Source organism: Pantoea sp. AS-PWVM4, from assembly GCF_000468095.1.
Classification (GTDB): domain Bacteria; phylum Pseudomonadota; class Gammaproteobacteria; order Enterobacterales; family Enterobacteriaceae; genus Pantoea; species Pantoea phytobeneficialis.
In genome coordinates, this window is record NZ_ASZC01000026.1 from 32,526 (window position 1) to 50,951 (window position 18,426).

At 55.6% G+C, this 18,426-nt stretch carries 16 protein-coding genes; 8 read left to right on the forward strand and 8 right to left on the reverse strand.

The features are described from left to right. Positions 1-4: 4 nt before the first annotated feature. Positions 5-2,449 (reverse strand): acyl-CoA dehydrogenase FadE, encoded by a 2,445-nt coding sequence (gene fadE, locus L579_RS20995; RefSeq protein WP_021186159.1) that lies wholly within the window; start codon positions 2,447-2,449, stop codon positions 5-7. Positions 2,450-2,692: 243 nt separating this feature from the next. On the opposite strand from fadE, the gene lpcA reads away from it, so the two are divergent. Both lpcA and L579_RS21005 read left to right on the forward strand, forming a co-directional pair. Then, positions 2,693-3,271 (forward strand): D-sedoheptulose 7-phosphate isomerase, encoded by a 579-nt coding sequence (lpcA, locus tag L579_RS21000; protein WP_013508007.1) that lies wholly within the window; start codon positions 2,693-2,695, stop codon positions 3,269-3,271. Positions 3,272-3,323: 52 nt separating this feature from the next. Further along, a complete protein-coding gene (locus tag L579_RS21005) occupies positions 3,324-4,091 on the forward strand; it encodes a class II glutamine amidotransferase (RefSeq protein ID WP_021186160.1) in 768 nt (255 codons plus the stop codon). Here L579_RS21005 and dpaA read toward each other — a convergent pair. Beyond that, complete coding sequence (gene dpaA / locus L579_RS21010; RefSeq protein ID WP_021186161.1) at positions 4,062-4,808, reverse strand: peptidoglycan meso-diaminopimelic acid protein amidase; 747 nt, start codon at positions 4,806-4,808, stop codon at positions 4,062-4,064. The two genes, L579_RS21005 and dpaA, sit on opposite strands and share 30 nt — an antisense overlap. A gap of 243 nt (positions 4,809-5,051) precedes the next feature. Here dpaA and dinB point away from each other — a divergent pair, with 243 nt between their 5' ends. Further along, complete coding sequence (gene dinB, locus L579_RS21015) at positions 5,052-6,107, forward strand: DNA polymerase IV (RefSeq protein WP_021186163.1); 1,056 nt, start codon at positions 5,052-5,054, stop codon at positions 6,105-6,107. Between the two features lie 282 nt (positions 6,108-6,389). Here dinB and L579_RS21020 read toward each other — a convergent pair whose 3' ends face one another. From L579_RS21020 to pepD, 4 genes are all read right to left on the reverse strand, one after another. After that, entirely contained in the window at positions 6,390-7,460 is a 1,071-nt protein-coding gene (locus tag L579_RS21020; RefSeq protein ID WP_021186164.1) for a sugar ABC transporter substrate-binding protein, read from the reverse strand. Positions 7,461-7,487: 27 nt separating this feature from the next. After that, on the reverse strand, positions 7,488-8,486 hold the full coding sequence (locus L579_RS21025) for an ABC transporter permease (protein ID WP_021186165.1): 999 nt from the start codon (positions 8,484-8,486) through the stop codon (positions 7,488-7,490). Beyond that, positions 8,483-9,988 (reverse strand): sugar ABC transporter ATP-binding protein, encoded by a 1,506-nt coding sequence (locus L579_RS21030; RefSeq protein WP_021186166.1) that lies wholly within the window; start codon positions 9,986-9,988, stop codon positions 8,483-8,485. The genes L579_RS21025 and L579_RS21030 overlap by 4 nt, the downstream gene beginning before the upstream one ends. Before the next feature lie 260 nt (positions 9,989-10,248). Further along, positions 10,249-11,709: a beta-Ala-His dipeptidase gene (pepD, locus tag L579_RS21035; RefSeq protein ID WP_021186167.1), complete on the reverse strand. Its 1,461-nt coding sequence runs from the start codon at positions 11,707-11,709 to the stop codon at positions 10,249-10,251. Positions 11,710-11,963: 254 nt separating this feature from the next. On the opposite strand from pepD, the gene gpt reads away from it, so the two are divergent. The 3 genes from gpt (at position 11,964) to crl (ending at position 14,235) form a co-directional block, all read left to right on the forward strand. Further along, positions 11,964-12,422 carry a xanthine phosphoribosyltransferase gene (gene gpt, locus L579_RS21040; protein ID WP_021186168.1) on the forward strand — a complete coding sequence of 153 codons (459 nt, stop codon included), beginning with the start codon at positions 11,964-11,966 and terminating at the stop codon, positions 12,420-12,422. A 118-nt stretch (positions 12,423-12,540) separates the two neighbouring features. Then, positions 12,541-13,788 carry an esterase FrsA gene (frsA, locus tag L579_RS21045; protein ID WP_021186169.1) on the forward strand — a complete coding sequence of 416 codons (1,248 nt, stop codon included), beginning with the start codon at positions 12,541-12,543 and terminating at the stop codon, positions 13,786-13,788. Positions 13,789-13,833: 45 nt separating this feature from the next. Then, a complete protein-coding gene (crl, locus tag L579_RS21050) occupies positions 13,834-14,235 on the forward strand; it encodes a sigma factor-binding protein Crl (RefSeq protein WP_021186170.1) in 402 nt (133 codons plus the stop codon). A 64-nt stretch (positions 14,236-14,299) separates the two neighbouring features. Here the strand turns inward: crl and ompC are convergent, their stop codons facing one another. Continuing rightward, entirely contained in the window at positions 14,300-15,415 is a 1,116-nt protein-coding gene (gene ompC / locus L579_RS21055) for a porin OmpC (RefSeq protein ID WP_021186171.1), read from the reverse strand. 251 nt (positions 15,416-15,666) lie between these two features. Between ompC and proB the strand changes: the two genes are divergently transcribed. Further along, positions 15,667-16,770, forward strand: coding sequence for a glutamate 5-kinase (gene proB, locus L579_RS21060; RefSeq protein ID WP_021186172.1), 1,104 nt, complete (start codon positions 15,667-15,669; stop codon positions 16,768-16,770). A 10-nt stretch (positions 16,771-16,780) separates the two neighbouring features. Next, a complete protein-coding gene (gene proA, locus L579_RS21065) occupies positions 16,781-18,034 on the forward strand; it encodes a glutamate-5-semialdehyde dehydrogenase (RefSeq protein ID WP_021186173.1) in 1,254 nt (417 codons plus the stop codon). 153 nt (positions 18,035-18,187) lie between these two features. On the opposite strand, the gene L579_RS21070 is transcribed toward proA, so the two are convergent. Then, positions 18,188-18,403 (reverse strand): YdgH/BhsA/McbA-like domain containing protein, encoded by a 216-nt coding sequence (locus L579_RS21070; RefSeq protein ID WP_013508022.1) that lies wholly within the window; start codon positions 18,401-18,403, stop codon positions 18,188-18,190. Positions 18,404-18,426: the final 23 nt, after the last annotated feature.

Genomic DNA, 18,426 nt, shown 5'->3' on the forward strand with positions numbered 1-18,426 from the left:
TCGGTTATGCCGCTTCACTGGCGCGGGTGGGCGCTTTGCTTTGCGGTTTGGGTACCGCCAGCGCTTCCGGTGCAAACTCATCAACGTTGATCGCACGCAAGCGACTGACTTCGGCACGGGTCAGGACCTGGGCTTCTGTCTCATCAATCCAACCCTCTTTCAGGCCACGCTGGGCCAGTTGATCCAGACGGGTGAAGGAGAGGTTTTTCTTCAGCTGTTTGCAGAGGCGATCGTGAATCACTTCAGCCGCCATCACATCCTGCAACGCTTGTTCCAGTTGTCCAGCCGGGTTATGCGCGCTCGGTGTCAGATATTGACCACGTCCCAGACGGGTGCGAGTGGCTGACGGCAGTTGCAACAGCTTCGCCAGCTTGTGGTCGAGCTTATCAGACGGTGCCGGGCAGTGATGCCCACCAGCAAAGATCACCATACGCAGCGCGCCAGCCACCAGGCGATGCGGGAAGTTGCGCAGCAGGTCATCAATCGCCACTTCGGCCTGATGCAGCGCATCCTGGACTCCCCAGTGCACCAGCGGCAAATCGGCTTCGTTGCGTCCTTCGTCTTCATAGCGTTTCAGCGTGGCTGACGCCAGATAGAGTTGGCTCAGCACATCGCCGAGACGCGCGGAGATGCGTTCACGGCGTTTCAGGCTGCCGCCCAGCACTGCCATCGAGACATCCGACAGCAGGGCAAGGTTGGCGCTCAGACGGTTAATCTGCTGATAATAATGGCGTGTGGCGTCACGGGTTGGGGTGGCGCTGGTACGACCGCCGGTCAGACCAAGCCACAGGCTACGCACTTTATTGCTGCCGACATGGCCGATATGACTGAACAATGCACGGTCAAACGCGACCAAATCATTTTTCGCCGCCGCATTCATCTCTTCCAGCACCCACGGATGGCAACGAATGGCACCCTGGCCGAAGATAATCATGCTACGCGTCAGGATATTGGCGCCTTCGACGGTGATCGCAATCGGGGCACCCTGGTATGCGCGGGCAAGGAAGTTGTTCTCGCCGAGCATAATGCCTTTGCCACCGGCGATATCCATCGCATCGATAATCGATTGTTGGCCGCGATGGGTGCAGTGATATTTGACAATCGCCGACAGCACCGCTGGCTTCTCGCCGAGCATAATGCCGCTGGTGATAAGGGTTGCTGCCGCATCCATCACATAGGCGTTACCGGCAATGCGTGCCAGCGGTTCTTCAATCCCTTCCATCTTGCCGATGGAGACTTTGAACTGGCGGCGGATGTGCGCGTAGGCACCGGTCGCCAGTGCGATGGTTTTCAGGCTGCCAGTGGAGTTGGAGGGCAGGGTGATACCACGACCAACGGACAGGCATTCCACCAGCATACGCCAGCCCTGACCAGCCATTGCCGGGCCGCCAATAATGTAATCAATCGGCACAAAGATATCTTTGCCGCGCGTCGGACCGTTCTGGAAGGGCACGTTCAGCGGGAAGTGGCGGTTACCAATTTCCACGCCTGGGGTGTGGGTCGGGATCAGCGCACAGGTAATCCCCAACTCTTCCGTCTCGCCCAGCAGATGATCCGGGTCGGACAGTTTAAACGCCAGACCAAGCACGGTGGCGATCGGTGCCAGCGTGATATAGCGTTTGTTCCAGGTAAGGCGCATGCCAAGTACCTGCTTACCCTGCCACTCACCCATGCACACCACGCCGGTATCGGGAATGGCACCGGCATCGGAGCCGGCTTCCGGGCTGGTCAGAGCAAAGCATGGGATCTCGTCGCCACGCGCCAGGCGCGGCAGATAGTGATCCTTCTGCTCATCGGTGCCGTAATGCTGTAGCAGTTCACCGGGGCCGAGGGAGTTCGGTACGCCAACGGTGATCGCCAGAATGCCTGAGACTCCAGCCAGTTTTTGCAGTACGCGCGCCTGGGCGTAAGCGGAGAACTCAAGTCCGCCGTATTCTTTTTTTATAATCATGGCGAAGAAGCGATGTTCTTTCAGATAGGCCCACAGCTCTGGCGGCAGATCGGCCATTTCGTGGGTGATCTGGAAATCGTTCGCCATGCGACAGGCTTCTTCCACCGGGCCATCCAGGAAGGTTTGTTCTTCTTCCGTCAATCGCGGCTGCGGATAGTTGTGCAGTTTCTGCCAATCCGGTTTGCCACGAAACAAATCGCCTTCCCACCAGGTGGTGCCCGCATCAATCGCTTCTTTTTCCGTACGCGACATCGGCGGCATCACTTTCTGGAAGCTATGTAACATCGGTTTGGAAAACATGCTGCGACGCATCGTCGGCAGGTTAAACGGCAGCAGGATGATCGCGAGAGGCAGCAGCAACCAGGGTGTCCACAGCCCGCTAAACGCCAGCGCGGCGGTCCACAACAGCAGAATGGCACTGCTCAGCCGCAGAGAAAGTTGATGATAGAAGAGGGCGCTAATCAATATCAGCGTCGCAACGATTGAGGCAACCAGCATAATGAACCGCTCCGTAAGTTGTAAGAGGTCTGACCTGTTATGTGTTAAGGTTTAGAGCAGCCGCGAAAATTTATCAATCTGTTTACAACGCAATTACAACCAAACTCACAAAATCATCCTGGCAGATTGATCTGACACATAACCCGACGCTTTTTCCCGCCAGACGTCAGGTCTGGATGCTTTGCGCCTTAACGCCATTCCGTTAAACTTGCGGAGTCAATCTTTCCTCTAAAGGACATCCCTATGTATCAGGACATTATCCGGTCAGAGCTTAATGAAGCCGCCGATACGCTGAATAACTTCCTCAGCAATGAAGCCAATATCCACGCGATTCAGCGCGCCGCAGTGATGCTGGCGGATAGCTTCAAAGCGGGCGGCAAAGTTCTCTCCTGCGGTAACGGCGGCTCGCATTGCGATGCCATGCACTTCGCTGAAGAACTGACCGGGCGTTACCGTGAAAACCGTCCTGGCTATCCGGCCATCGCTATCTCTGATGTCAGCCACCTGTCGTGCGTCAGCAATGATTTTGGTTACGATTACGTGTTTTCTCGCTATATCGAAGCGGTGGGCCGTGCGGGGGACGTGCTGCTGGGTATTTCCACCTCTGGCAACTCCGCCAACATCATCAAAGCGGTGGAAGCCGCACGCGCGCAGGGCATGAAAGTGATCACCCTGACCGGTAAAGACGGTGGCAAGATGGCAGGAACGGCGGATATCGAAATCCGTGTGCCGCATTTTGGCTACGCTGACCGCATCCAGGAGATTCACATTAAAGTGATCCATATCCTGATGCTGCTGATTGAAAAAGAGATGGTGAAGTAAGTCGTGGCTTCTCCTCCCACGTCAGTGGGAGGATTTTACTAAGGCGGTAGCTATGTGCGAATTGCTCGGGATGAGCGCCAATGTCCCCACGGATATCTGTTTCAGTTTTACCGGTCTGGTACAGCGTGGCGGCGGAACCGGGCCGCACAAAGATGGCTGGGGCATTACCTTTTACGAAGATAAAGGGTGCCGCACCTTTAAAGATCCGCTGCCGAGCTTTAACTCGCCGATTGCCCGTCTGGTACAGGAATACCCGATCAAGTCACATTCGGTGGTGGCCCATATCCGCCAGGCGAATCGTGGCGAAGTGTCGCTGGAAAACACCCATCCCTTTACTCGCGAGCTGTGGGGCCGTAACTGGACCTATGCGCACAACGGCCAGCTGAAAGGGTATCGTCAGCTTGATACCGGCCATTTCCGTCCGGTTGGCGAGACGGACAGTGAAAAAGCGTTTTGCTGGATCCTGCACAAACTCACCACGCGTTATCCGCGTACGCCGGGTAACTGGCCTGCGGTGTTCCGTTATATCGCTGAGCTGGCGGCGGAACTGCGGCAGAAAGGGGTGTTTAATATGCTGTTGTCGGACGGACGTTATCTGATGGCGTTCTGTTCCACCAATCTGTTTTGGATCACCCGCCGTGCGCCCTTTGGTAAAGCGAAGTTGCTTGATCAGGATGTGGAAATTGATTTTCAGCAGCAGACCACGCCGCAGGATGTGGTGACGGTGATTGCAACGCAGCCGCTAACGGGAAATGAAACCTGGCACCGGATAGTGCCAGGTGAATGGGTATTATTTTGCCTGGGAGAGCGCCAGGAATGATTTTGATGCAGCGTCTGGCGCGGTCATCACCGCCGGACTGCTGTTCACCGCATACTGGCCGGTGGCGGTCACGTTGACCGTCGGCGGCTGATGGTACTTCTCAAAGTATGCATAGCCCGGCTGCAACTGACGCCAGAAGCTGGCGTAAGTGGAGTAGCGATGACGCTGCATATTGCTGTCGGTCATACGGAACGGGAAGATGCTCAGGGCGATCTCTTGCTGGCCGTTACGCAGCGCCGCGTTCACATAGGTATAAATCTCGTCCATGTAGGCGTTGGTCATGGCATAGCAGCCAATTGACTTACAGTCGCCGTGAATCATCAGATATTTGCCGCTGTAACCATTATCACGGTCAAATTGATTCGGGAAGCCGGTATTGATGGCGCGATAATAGTGGCTATCCGGTTTTAACTGATTCAGCTTGACGCTATAAAATCCTTCCGGACTTTTAAAATCGCCCTCACGGCGTTTGGGTCCCAAACCGCCAGAGAAATTACAAATGCGGTAGCTATCCAGCAGACGATATTCATTACCGATCTTGCCGTACAGTTCCAGCGTGCGTTCTTCCTTGAAGATCTGAATATAAACCGGCGTGCCAAGTAATTGTTTTTTTAGTTCTTTACTGACCGGAGCCTGTGGGTTAACTGGCTCTGGCGTCATTGCCCAGCTAAGGACCGGCATAACAATCATCGCAAGGAATAATGCGATTCTGCCCATTCTGTGTGTACCTTGAAGTGAAGAAAAACTCTGACGCATAACGTCTCTGTATTGCATTATCGGAAATATCCGCTACCGCAGCGCAACATTAACATTGTCTGGCGTTTAATCAAGCCGGTGGCTGAGAAAATAGCCATTTCTCAATGGGATTACGGCCATAAATTTGTAAACTTTAATGCTGGCAGCGACAAATATTGCTGATATCTTTCGATGCTGTATACTTATCCAGTATTCGGAGGGGGTATGCGTAAGATCATTCATGTCGATATGGACTGCTTCTTCGCGGCAGTTGAAATGCGCGACGATCCCTCTTTGCGTGATATCCCCATCGCTATTGGTGGCAGCCGGGTACAGCGTGGCGTCATCAGTACCGCCAACTATCCGGCACGCGAGTATGGCGTCCGTAGCGCGATGCCTACCGCGATGGCGTTAAAGCTCTGCCCACATCTGCGTCTGCTGCCCGGACGTTTCGAAGCCTACAAAGAAGCCTCGCGCCAGATCCGCACGATCTTTGCCCGGTATACTTCCCTGATTGAGCCGCTTTCGCTGGATGAAGCTTACCTTGATGTGACTGACAGTCCACATTGTCAGGGGTCTGCCACTTTGATGGCGCAGGCGATCCGCGCCGACATCTGGCGGGAAACGCAGCTGACTGCGTCAGCAGGTATCGCGCCAATTAAGTTTCTCGCCAAAATCGCGTCTGATTTGAACAAGCCCAACGGCCAGTTCGTCATTACGCCGCAGGCGATGCCGGATTTTTTGCTGACGCTGCCGCTGAGCAAAATTCCGGGCGTTGGCAAAGTGTCGGCGAAAAAACTGGAGGAGATGGGGCTTCTGACCTGTGGCGATGTGCAGCAAACCGACCTGGCGCGTCTGCTCAAACGCTTCGGCAAATTTGGCCGGGTGTTGTGGGAGCGCAGCCACGGCGTTGATGAGCGTGGCGTGGTGGTGGAGCGGGAACGCAAATCTCTCGGCGTTGAACGCACCCTGATGGAAGATATTCATCGCTGGGAGCAGTGCCTGGAGATTATTGATTATCTGTACGAGGAGCTGGATCGTCGTTTGACGCGGATTCGCCCGGATAAACTGATCGCCCGTCAGGGGGTGAAGCTGAAGTTTAATGATTTCCAGCTGACGACCCAGGAGCATATTTGGCCGGTGCTGAATAAAGAGGACATGATCGCTGTGGCGCGTAAAACCTGGGACGAACGCCGTGCCGGACGGGGCGTCAGGCTGGTGGGATTACATGTCACGCTGGTGAATCCACAGTTGGAACGGCAGTTGTTGCTGGGGTTGTAGTGAGGTGCGGGCTGATACCCTCACCCCGGCCCTCTCCCATGAGGGAGAGGGGGATGTGCCACAGGCTCGATCGGCTCCCATGAGGGAGAGGGGGATGTGCCATAGGCTCGATCGGCTCCCATGAGGGAGAGGGGGATGTGCCACAGGCTCGATCGGCTCCCATGAGGGAGAGGGAGATGTGCTATATGCTCGATCGGCTCCCATGAGGGAGAGGGAGGTGTGCCATAGGCTCGATCAGTCCCCTCTCCCGCTTGCGGGAGAGGGTTAGGGTGAGGGCAAAAATTATTTCTTGCCGTACTTCGCTTCCAGCGTGGCGAACCACGGAGCGACGAAATCGCTGTTTTCGCCCCAGCCCGGAATAATTTTGTTCAGCGACGCCACATTCACTGCACCTTGCTGGCTGTTCAGCTGCTGCTGCGAAATTGCCGACGCTTTAAACTCGTAGCTGGCAGGGGTGGCTTCACCGGCGATTTTATTCGCCACCAGGCGCATATTCACCGCACCGATGGTTTTTGGATCAACCGCTACCGTCTGCACCCACGGGCTGTTCTTCTCGTGCATCAGTTGCAGGTCCTGATTGGAGACATCAATGCTGTAAAGCTTGATCTCGGTACGACCATTCTCCTGCAACGCCTTGTAAGCCCCCTGGCTGAAGGCATCCCACGAACCCCAGATGGCATCAATCTTCCCTTTCGGGTACTTGGCCAGAATCGCGCCAATTTTGTTGGCGGTGTCGCCCTGAACGTCAGAAGAAACGGCACCAATCGACTCCAGCTGATGAATGCCTGGATTCTCTTTCAGCAGTTTTTCATACACCACCTGGCGGCGATCCATCGCCGGGAAGCCACCGACCCACAGCTTGACGATATTCGCTTTGCCGTTGAAATCTTTGATCATCTGGCCGAGTGACTCTTGCGCCAGTGACGCATCATTTTGCGCCGTCACCGTCACACCGTTCACCGGGGTATCCACCGGGGTATCGAACACCGACAGTTTAATTCCGGCATCGGCAATACGCTTCACCAGCGCGGTGGAGTAGGGTTCTTTACCGTGAGACAGGATGATGCCGTCATACTTCTGGCTGATAGCCTGGCTGACGAAATCCTGGAAGCGAGCGTCATCACCGTTGCTCAGAAAGGTGCTGACTTTAAAGCCCAACTGGCGGCCCTGCTGAATCGCACCGGCGACAAACTGGGTGGTGTTATCGTCAGAACCGAGGTTACGAATAATTGCGATACGCACCGGTCCCTGATGATTAGCGATGGCGGCAGGCACCGGCACCACGGTGTCGGCAAAGGCGGCGCTGGCATTCAGCAGGCTTACGGCCAGCAGCGAAAGGGTGATTTTTTTCATGTTGTTCTCTTTCTCAAGGGAAGCGCCTTAGCGGCGCTGGATATAGGTAATCGCCAGGGCCAGAGCCAGCACCAGGCCTTTAATAATGTCCATCGCGTAGTAAGGCACGGAAAGCATCACCAGCCCGTTTTGCAGCACGCCGAGGATCACCGCACCCACCAGGGTGCCGAGCGCGTTAGGTTTGCCGGAACCGGCCAGCGAGAAGCCAATCCACGCCGCCGCCACCGCATCCATCAGATAGCCGCCACCGGCATTCACCTGTGACGAGCCAATACGCGATGCCAGCAAGATGCCGCCCAGACCTGCCAGCAGTGAGGCGATCACATAAGCCAGCACACGATAGCGGGTGGTGCGAATGCCGGAGAGACGCGCCGCTTCCGGGTTGCCGCCAAGGGCATACATACGGCGGCCATGTTTGGTCAGCGACAACGCCAGTTGGGCGACCACGGTCACTACCAGCATAATAATGACGATGGTTGGTACCTGGCCGAGCAGGTTAAAACCTGCCGGAATGGCCCCTTCCGCCATGTCGCCGTTTGGCATCACCATATTCTCGGTAATTGAGCCGCCAAAGCTGTAGGTCATTGCCACGCCCTGAATCACGAACAGGGTGGCAAGGGTCGCCAGCATGTCGGGAATGCGCAGCACCACAATCAGGAAGCTGTTAAACAGGCCCACAAGGGTGCACAGCAGCAGGGTGATAATGATCGCCTCGGTGGTGCCAAAGCCGTACCAGACGAACAGCGAAATCACCAGCGCGTTTGCTAACGACGCGGTGGAGCCAACCGACAAGTCAAAGCCGCCGATGGTCAGCGAGATTGACACGCCAATCGCAATCACCGTCACAATGGCGATTGAGCGCAGAATGTTGATGATATTGGTGGGTTCAAGGAAGCTGTCTGACGCGAGGCCAAAGGCAGCGATCAGGATCACCACCGTCAGCAACATGCCCCATTTATAGAGAAAATCAAACAGTTGATGGCGCAGAGAAGGCTGCGGGTTCAGGATTATTTCTTTGCTGCTCACGCAGGGGTTCCTCCGGTGGAATAAAGCAAAAGCGTCTCTTCTGTGGCCTCACGTCCCTCCATTTCTGCCACAATGCGCCCATCCCAGAGCACACAAATACGGTCACACAGGCCCACCAGTTCGGAAAACTCGCCCGAAGCGTAGATGATGCCTTTGCCTTCCCGGGCTAAACCGTCGATCAGGCTGAACAGATCGGTTTTCGCCTTGATATCGACACCTTTAGTCGGTTCATCAAAAATCAGCACGTCAGCGTTATTTCGCAGCCATTTGCCGATCGCTACTTTCTGCTGGTTACCGCCGGACAGGCGGCGCAGCGTCTGCGCCGGACCAGTGGTACGCACGTTGAGGCGGTTAATCACCTCTTCCGCCCAGCGCCAGGCCTGGCGATGACCAAACAGGCTCCAGCGGGAGAAGCTGTTATCGGCGCTGATGCTCAGGTTCATCGCCACCGACTCATCAATAAAGATGCCTTCTTTACGCCGTTCTTCCGGCACCAGCGCCATGCGATTTTCCACCGAATCGTGCGGGGAACGCGGCTGCCACGGCTTACCATGTAACTCGCCTTTGCTGACGCGGCTTTTGCTGGCACCAAACAATGCTTTGCACAGCTCGGTTTTCCCGGCACCGGCCAGACCGGCGATCCCCAGGATCTCCCCTTTATGCAGACGCAGCGAGATATCCTGCAACAACTGGTCGTCGTGCAGACCTTCCACCGACAGCAGCAGCGGTTGCGACTGACGTTCACGACGTGGCGGGTAGACATCGGTCAGCTGGTGGCCAAGCATCTTCTCGACGATTTGTTCACCGCTGAGTGCGGCCATCGGTGCGGTTTCGATTAACCGTCCGTCACGCAGCACCGTCAGCTGGTCGCAAATCGCTTTCAGTTCATGGATACGGTGGGAAATAAAAACCACGCCAATGCCGTTGCCCTGTAAACGGCGTACCACGTTAAACAGACGCTCGCTTTCATGCTGGTCAAGCGGCGCGGTGGGTTCATCCAGAATCAGAAAGCGGCAGTGGTGGGAGAGGGCGCGTGCCAGTAAAATCTGCTGCTTCTCCGCCAGCGAGCAGCGTTCCACCAGGCGTTTGACATCAATGTTCACTTCCAGCTGCTCCAGCAGCGCACGCGCCTGGCGACGGATCTCGCCCCAGCGATAACCGTGGCCGGGTTCTGCCAGCTGATCAAGCAGGATGTTTTCCGCCACGCTGAGCTGTGGCACCAGCGCCACATCCACTTCCTGCTGGACCAGATGAATACCCAGTTTTTTGGCATCGCGCGGTGAGCGAATGGTGACGGGAGCACCGTCGAGCAGGATCTCGCCGTGATAATGGCTGTGGGCACCGGCCAGCACCGCCATCAGTGTTGATTTCCCCGCGCCATTCGCGCCGGTCAGCGCATGCACCGAGCCACCGTCGGTGGTGAAATCCACCTCGGTCAGCGCGGCAAAACCGCCAAAAGCGATGGAGATATTACGCATCTCCAGGCGGTTAATCGCACTCATGGACAGGGCCTTTAATAAAGAGAATTGGGCGCATTTTTTCCTGAACATCCAGGCTCGGCAACAAACGAAAGCGCATAAGCTAGCACAAAATCTTATTAGCCATCCAGACATCTGGGCGTAACGGCGGCTAAAACTGGCTGTAACCAAAGCCACTGGTGAAAGAGGGAGGTGATGTGAGGGATTTGTAGCGAATTATGCTGGGGTTGTTAACAGGCATAAAAAAACCAGGCCGGAGCCTGGTTAGTCACTTTACGAAATAGTTACACTTTTTCTGGCACAACGTTCAGCAAAGAGGTCAGCAGCTGCCAGTACAAACCGACGCTGGCGATGTGAACCTGCTCATCCGGGGAGTGCGGGCCAGTGATGGTCGGTCCGATGGAGACCATATCCATATTCGGATACGGTTTCTTGAACAGACCACACTCCAGACCGGCGTGGATCACCTGGATGTTCGGCGTTTTGCTAAACAGCGCTTCGTAGGTTTTACGCGTCAGCGCCATGATCGGCGAATCGGCATCCGGCTGCCAGCCAGGGTAACCGCCTTTCGGTGCGGTTTTGGCACCCGCCAGCTCACCCAGCGAGGTCAGCACTTCAACCACGTAGTCTTTACCGGTATCGATCAGCGAACGGATCAGACAGATGATTTCTGCGTTGTCCTGGTCCATCGTCACCACGCCGACGTTAAGCGAGGTTTCCACCACGCCTTTTGCCACGTCTGAATTGCGGATCACACCGTTCGGGGTGGTGTTCAGCAGGTTCAGGAAGCGGTCACGGCTGTCGGCAGTCAGCGCCTGGCCCTGATGCGCCAACGGCTCGCTCAGCAGCGCGATGTTCTTCTCTTTAATACCCAGCTCGTTTTGCAGCGTCGCCTGGAAATGCGCCGCAGCTGATTTCAGCGCGTCCACTTTATGGCTGTCGATCGCCAGGGTCGCGAAGGCTTCACGCGGGATGGCGTTACGCAGCGTACCGCCGGTGAACTCAATCAGACGCACATCAAGGGCGCGCGCATGGGCGGCGAGGAAGCGCGCCAGCAGCTTGTTGGCATTACCCAGACCGAGGTGGATATCTGCGCCGGAGTGGCCGCCTTTCAGGCCTTTCAGCGTCAGCTTCAGGGTTTCATAACCGGCAGGCACTGCCTCACGGCTCAACGGCAGGGTGGTGATAAAATCGATACCGCCCGCGCAACCCATGTAGATCTCACCTTCTTCTTCTGAGTCGGTGTTGATCAGGATATCGGCCTGCAACCAGTTTGGTTGTAAACCAAACGCGCCATCCATACCGGATTCTTCCGTCATGGTCAGCAGCACTTCAATCGGGCCGTGTGTCAGGCTGTTGTCAGCCAGCACTGCCAGCGCCGAGGCCATACCGATGCCGTTATCGGCACCCAGCGTGGTGCCGCGCGCTTTCACCCATTCGCCATCGATATACGGCTGAATGGGGTCTTTGGTGAAGTCGTGCACCGTGTCATTGTTCTTCTGCGGCACCATGTCGAGATGCGCCTGCAAGGCGACCGGCGTGCGTTTTTCCATGCCTTTGGTGGCGGGTTTACGAATCAGGATGTTTCCGACCTGATCGCGTTCAACCCAAAATCCTTGCTCTTTGGCCCAGCCGACGATGTATTCGGCCAGCGCTTCTTCATGATAAGACGGGTGTGGAATGGAGCAGATTTTGGCGAAAATATCCCACAGCGGCTGGGGGGAAAGTTGAGACAATTCAGACACAACGCGTCTCCTGTGTCAGCGTGGCGGACAGGCCGCTCGCACGCGGGGTTCCAGTGAAAGATCGCCGTCAGCTCATCTGACGTGATGGGGCTGAGAATATCACTGTTTCTGGCCGGGTGCGTAATCAGGCGCGTTAAAAACCCGCAACCGATGTGCAGATGCTGGTTTTTAATGCGACAGATCCTTATAATCTCGCGCAACCCATTCCCCCTTGCACATTTTTAAGCCAACTTCAATTGGCCGGGACTCCTTTTATGAGCGAAAAATACGTCGTCACCTGGGACATGTTGCAGATTCATGCCCGTAAACTGGCCCAGCGCCTGCTTCCTGTGGAACAGTGGAAAGGCATCATCGCGGTAAGCCGTGGTGGTCTGGTGCCGGCATCATTGCTGGCGCGTGAACTGGGTATTCGCTACGTCGATACCGTGTGCATCTCCAGCTACGATCACGACCATCAGCGTGAGATGACCGTGCTGAAGCGCGCAGAAGGTGATGGTGAAGGCTTCGTGGTGATTGACGATCTGGTGGATACCGGTGGCACCGCGCAGGCAATCCGCGATATGTATCCGAAAGCACGTTTCGTCACCATCTTTGCGAAACCGGCAGGCCGTGCGCTGGTGGATGATTACATCGTCGATATCCCGCAGAACACCTGGATCGAACAGCCGTGGGACATGGGTGTGGTGTACATTCCCCCCATCGTCAAAAGCTGATTGATGTAACGCAAACAACGCCCGGTTTCGCCGGGCGTTGTGCTTTCTGTCTCTCGCACCGACAGTGCGGGTGCAGTAAACTGATCCTCGCCGTGACCGTCGCAGGAGAGAGTTTACGATGCCGAGCAAAAACCTCAGCGAAGAGCTATTCAAACCGCGTTTCAAACACCCTGAAACATCCGCCCTGGTGCGACGTGAGCACCATAGCCCAATCCAGGTACATAACACGCTGGAAGGGGATACCCAGCATTGCTGGTATCGCATGCTGAACAAACTGCTGTGGACCTGGCGTGGCCTGACGCCGCAGGAGATCAGCGAAGTGTTGGCGCGTATCGCCATCAGCAATGTTGAACACACCAGCGATGAATTGCTGGATACGGTGATTGGCTACCGCAGCGGCAACTGGAATTTTGAGTGGTCGAAGCAGGCGGCGGTGTGGCAGCAGGAAGCGATGCAGGATGAAAACCCTGAACAGGCAGGTCAGGAGTGGTTGCACGCGGCCAATCTCTACAGCCTGGCAGCCTATCCCTATATTAAAGGTGACGAGCTGGCCGATCAGGCGCAGGTGCTCGCCAACCGGGCTTACGAAGAAGCCACCCAGCGCCTTTCGGGCGAGTTAAAAGCCCTGACCTTCTCCATCAGCGGCGGCAGCCCGGTGACCGGCTTTCTGCATATGCCTGCGCAGGCCAAAGCGCCTTATCCGACGGTGATGCTGTGCGGCGGGCTGGATTCGCTGCAAATCGACCATTATCGTCTGTTCCACGATTACCTCGCTCCACGCGGTATCGCGATGCTGACGCTGGATATGCCGTCGGTGGGGCTGAGCAGCAAATGGACGCTGAATCAGGACACCAGTCAGTTACATCAGCAGGTGCTGCGTGAACTGAACAACATCCCGTGGATTGATCACACGCGTGTGGGGTTATTTGGCTACCGTTTTGGTGCCAACGTCGCAACGCGACTGGCTTATCTCGAAGTGCCGCGTTTGCGTGCGGTTGCCACGCTGGGTGCGATGGTGCATGGCGTGTTTGTCGATGCGCAGCGTCAGGATCAACTGCCGGATATGTATATGGATATGCTGGCGAGTCGCCTCGGTATGTCATCCACCCCGGACAGCAATCTGCGTACGGAACTGAATCGCTACTCGCTCAAAGTGCAGGGGTTGTTGGGACGCCGTACGCCGATCCCGATGTTGGCGGCTTACTGGAACAACGATCTGTTCTGTCCTGAAGAGGATGCGCGGATGATTGCCAGCTCCTCGGCACAAGGGAAAACGTTGATGATTCCAACCGCACCGGTCTTCAGTAGCTTCGACAAAGCGCTAAATCAGATTTGCGACTGGCTGGCAAAGCAGTTAAAAGACTAAGTAGCAATCGTTACACGGTCCGTTAATCGAAAAGGGAGAATTAGCATGTCGTTACCGAGTGGTCACCCCCGCAGCCGTCTGCTTAAGCGCTTCACCGAGCTTGGCCCCTATATTCGTGAAGGGAAATGCGAAGAAACACGCTTCTTCTTTGATTGCCTTGCCGTATGCATCAATGTGAAACCGGCACCGGAAAGCCGTGAATTCTGGGGTTGGTGGATGGAGCTGGAAGCGCAGGAAGATCACTTTACCTACCAGTACACCTTTGGTCTGTTCGACAAAGCGGGTAACTGGAGTGCTGCCGCCATCAAGGGCAAAGATAACAATGCAAAAGTTGAGGAGACGCTGCGCAACTTCCACGAGCGTCTTAAAGCGACACTGCATGAGCTGAAACTGGATCTCAAACCTGCTGCGGGATTTGATGAACAACCGGTAAAGCTGAGCGCGTAACCAATAAAAAGGGCAGGTGATGAGCCTGCCCTCTGATTACAGACACAATGAGGGTAAAACGTTTTTAGAACTGGTAAGTCATGCCCACAGCCACAACGTCGTCGTTGTTGAGTGCCAGTTTGTTGTCATCCGACAATTGGTTGATTTTGTAATCCACCATCATGGACATGTTTTTGTTGAAGTAGTAAGTCGCACCCACGTCGATATATTTCACCAGGTCGGCATCGCCGATACCGTTTTCGATATCTTTGCCTTTGGTCTGCACATAGCCCAGTGACGGACGCAGGCCGAAATCAAACTGATACTGTGCTACCAATTCGATGTTCTGCGCTTTGTTCGCCGCACCGGCTACTGAAGATCCCTGATAAGTGCCGCTGATTGGCGTCATGTTGCGGGTTTCGGTGTAGATCGCGGCCAGGTAAACGCTGTTGGCGTCATACTTCAGGCCAGCACCCCAGGACTCCGCTTTCTGGCCTTTACCGTAGGTACGGGCTTCCTGCTGGTTGGTGCGGTCAGAAGAGGTGATGGCGCTGATGGCGCTGATACCGGTGTCACCAAAGGTGTAACCCAGTGATGCACCATAACCGTCGCCGTTCTGACGAGAGGTATCGGTGGCGCTACCACGGGCATTGGCGCTGGTGGCGTCGTTTTTGCCCTGATATTGCAGCGCGAAGCGCAGACCATCCACCAGGCCGAAGAAGTTGTTGTTACGGTAGGTTGCCACACCGGTAGCACGCTGGGTCATAAAGTTGTCAGAGCGTGCGGTGCCGTCACCACCGAATTCCGGGAACACGTCGGTCAGGCCTTCCACGTCATACAGCACGCCGTAGTTACGGCCGTAGTCGAATGAACCGTACTGGCTGAACTTCAGACCAGCAAAGCCCAGGCGGGTTTTGTTGCCGCTGTTGGCGTCTGAACCTTCCGAGTTGTTGACGTTGTACTGATATTCCCACTGGCCGTAACCGGTCATCAGGTCGTTGATCTGCGTTTGGCCTTTAAAGCCAATACGCACGTATGATTTGTCACCGTCTGAGCTGGCGTTGTCGCTCAGGTAGTGTTCAGCTTTCACCTTGCCGTAGAAGTCCAGTTTGTTACCGTCTTTGTTATACACTTCGGCGGCATGTGCGGTGGAGGCCAGAGCCAGCGCGGAGACGACTAATGCCAGTTTGCTTTTCATCATTTTGCTATCAATCCCAATGAGTAAAATTTGTTATGCCCGTGAAAGGACTTGTAATAAATCACGGGGACTTTTTACCGGGTGGCGATGAAAGTTTTATGACAGTTTTTCTGTTTTCTTGTTAATCGCGAACTTTTGGTCTACGGCATTGTCCGGGGAATTTTGTGCTTTTCCCCCGGTGGCTGTTGGCTTCCTTGCTCACTCCTGATAAAACGTCCCTTCGCAGAACTTTTTTCTTATATGGCAGGAAAAACATGAGTGGCAGTCAGACCCTTGTGGTCAAGTTGGGTACCAGCGTTCTCACCGGCGGTTCACGTCGACTGAATCGGGCGCATATGGTGGAGCTGGTTCGTCAGTGTGCACAGCAGCACGCGGCGGGCCATCGTATCGTTATCGTTACTTCGGGCGCTATGGCGGCCGGGCGCGAACACCTTGGTTACCCGGAACTGCCACCTACCATCGCCTCAAAGCAGCTGCTGGCTGCGGTGGGGCAGAGCCGTCTGATTCAATTGTGGGAGCAACTGTTCTCCATTTATGGCATCCATATCGGCCAGATGCTGCTGACGCGGGCGGATATGGAAGATCGCGAGCGCTTCCTGTATGCACGCGATACGCTGCGTGCGTTGCTCGACAACCATATCGTGCCGGTGATCAACGAGAACGATGCGGTTGCTACCGCCGAAATTAAAGTTGGCGATAACGACAACCTCTCCGCGCTGGCGGCAATGTTAGCCGGGGCCGACAAATTGTTGTTGCTGACCGATCAACAGGGGTTATTTACCGCTGATCCGCGTAGCAACCCGGAAGCTGAATTGATCAGCGATGTACACCAGATCGACGATGCGTTGCGTACCCTGGCGGGTGGCAGCGTCTCGGGCCTGGGCACTGGCGGTATGGCGACCAAGTTGCAGGCGGCGGATGTGGCCTGTCGCGCCGGTATCGACGTGATTATCGCTGCCGGAAGCCGTAGCAATGTGATTGGCGAAGTGATTGAAGGTAAGCCGGTTGGCACCCGTTTCCATGCTCAGCAAACGCCGCTGGAAAACCGTAAACGCTGGATCTTTGGCGCACCACCGGCCGGTGAACTCACCGTGGATGATGGTGCGCTGGCGGCGATTCTTGAACGCGGCAGCTCACTGCTGCCGAAGGGTATCCGTGAGGTGCAGGGCAACTTCTCGCGTGGGGAAGTGATCCGTATTCGTAGCCTTGAGGGGCGTGATATTGCCCACGGCGTAACGCGTTATAATAGCGATGCGATGCGGATGATCGCCGGGCATCACAGCCAGCAGATTGGCGAGATCCTCGGTTATGAATATGGCCCGGTGGCGGTGCACCGCGACGATATGATCGTCAGTTAAGGAGCGGATGATGTTAGAAAAAATGGGTAAAGCGGCGCGGGCAGCGTCGTACAAACTGGCGGAACTCTCCACCGCACAGAAAAATCAGGTGCTGCTGACCATCGCCGATCGGCTGGAAGCGGAAAGCGCAGATATCCTTGCGGCCAATGAGCTGGATCTGGCCGATGCGCGCCAGAACGGTATGAGCGAAGCGCTGCTGGATCGTCTGACACTCAACCCGCAGCGTCTGAAAGGTATTGCCGATGATGTACGTCAGGTGTGCCGTCTGGCCGACCCGGTCGGGCAATTGATTGATGGCGGGTTGCTCGATAGCGGCCTGCGTATTGAACGTCGTCGCGTACCCCTCGGTGTGGTTGGGGTGATTTATGAAGCACGTCCCAATGTGACGGTGGATGTTGCATCGCTGTGTCTGAAAACCGGCAATGCGGCGATTCTGCGCGGCGGCAAAGAGACGTATCGTACCAACGCCGCGACAGTGCGAGTGATTCAGAATGCCCTGATGCAGCACGGTTTACCGGCGGGTGCGGTACAGGCGATTGAGAACCCGGATCGCGAACTGGTGAATCAACTGCTGAAGCTTGATCGCTATGTTGACATGCTGATCCCGCGTGGCGGCGCTGGCCTGCACAAGCTGTGCCGTGAAAACTCTACCATCCCGGTGATCACCGGCGGGATCGGCGTGTGTCATCTTTACCTTGATGAAACTATGGAGACAGAGGCGGCATTGACGGTAATCGTTAACGCCAAAAAACAGCGCCCGAGTGCCTGTAACTCGCTGGAAACGCTGCTGATTCATCGTGATCAGGTGGCGCGTTTTATCCCGGCTTTCCTGCAACGGATGGCGGATGAAAAAATTGCCCTGCACGCCGATGAAAACATAATTGGTCTGGTGCAGAACGGCCCGGCCAGCGTGGTTGCGGTGCAGGCTGCCGAGTATGACGATGAGTGGCTGTCGAACGATCTTAACGTCAAGCTGGTGGATAATATTGATGAGGCTATCGATCATATCCGTGAACACGGCACCCAGCACTCCGATGGCATCCTGACGCGCAGCATTGGCAATGCTAACCGCTTCGTTAATCAGGTGGATTCCTCGGCGGTGTACGTCAATGCCAGCACCCGCTTTACTGACGGCGGCCAGTTTGGTCTTGGGGCTGAAGTGGCAGTCAGCACGCAAAAACTGCATGCGCGCGGGCCAATGGGGCTGGAAGCGTTAACTACCTACAAATGGATTGGCTGGGGCGACGATACGCCACGCGCTTGATGTGTTGTCAGATGAAAAACAGGCACCTTTTACGGTGCCTTTTTTGTCACTGATTCGTAGCGACGCGATTTATCGCGCAACTGTCCAGTCTCCAGATGCGAAAAAGGCCGCCTTGCGGCGACCTCTTCCGGCACGTCCCTGTACGACCATCCGTTATTTGTACAGTTCTGCGGTCATGTGAACACGGTTATTGGTGTTCGCTTCGGTGATTTTGTACTGTGCACCCTGCTGTGCGGCCTGTGCAGCAATTTTCGCTTCTGCACCGTCCAGCGTTGAAGAGGTGACAGAGATGCTCTGCGCGAAGCTGGCTGCTGACATCAGGGAAAGAGCGGCTACAGCGGCGATTGACAGTGCTTTGATAGTTTTCATGGTCTTAATCCTTAATTTGTTTG

Bases quoted from the DNA above. Each gene is read 5' to 3' on its own strand.
- fadE (WP_021186159.1), bottom strand. From the start codon at position 2,449: ATGCTGGTTGCCTCAATCGTTGCGACGCTGATATTGATTAGCGCCCTC.
- lpcA (WP_013508007.1), top strand. From the start codon at position 2,693: ATGTATCAGGACATTATCCGGTCAGAGCTTAATGAAGCCGCCGATACG.
- L579_RS21005 (WP_021186160.1), top strand. From the start codon at position 3,324: ATGTGCGAATTGCTCGGGATGAGCGCCAATGTCCCCACGGATATCTGT.
- dpaA (WP_021186161.1), bottom strand. From the start codon at position 4,808: ATGGGCAGAATCGCATTATTCCTTGCGATGATTGTTATGCCGGTCCTT.
- dinB (WP_021186163.1), top strand. From the start codon at position 5,052: ATGCGTAAGATCATTCATGTCGATATGGACTGCTTCTTCGCGGCAGTT.
- L579_RS21020 (WP_021186164.1), bottom strand. From the start codon at position 7,460: ATGAAAAAAATCACCCTTTCGCTGCTGGCCGTAAGCCTGCTGAATGCC.
- L579_RS21030 (WP_021186166.1), bottom strand. From the start codon at position 9,988: ATGAGTGCGATTAACCGCCTGGAGATGCGTAATATCTCCATCGCTTTT.
- gpt (WP_021186168.1), top strand. From the start codon at position 11,964: ATGAGCGAAAAATACGTCGTCACCTGGGACATGTTGCAGATTCATGCC.
- frsA (WP_021186169.1), top strand. From the start codon at position 12,541: ATGCCGAGCAAAAACCTCAGCGAAGAGCTATTCAAACCGCGTTTCAAA.
- crl (WP_021186170.1), top strand. From the start codon at position 13,834: ATGTCGTTACCGAGTGGTCACCCCCGCAGCCGTCTGCTTAAGCGCTTC.
- ompC (WP_021186171.1), bottom strand. From the start codon at position 15,415: ATGATGAAAAGCAAACTGGCATTAGTCGTCTCCGCGCTGGCTCTGGCC.
- proB (WP_021186172.1), top strand. From the start codon at position 15,667: ATGAGTGGCAGTCAGACCCTTGTGGTCAAGTTGGGTACCAGCGTTCTC.
- proA (WP_021186173.1), top strand. From the start codon at position 16,781: ATGTTAGAAAAAATGGGTAAAGCGGCGCGGGCAGCGTCGTACAAACTG.
- L579_RS21070 (WP_013508022.1), bottom strand. From the start codon at position 18,403: ATGAAAACTATCAAAGCACTGTCAATCGCCGCTGTAGCCGCTCTTTCC.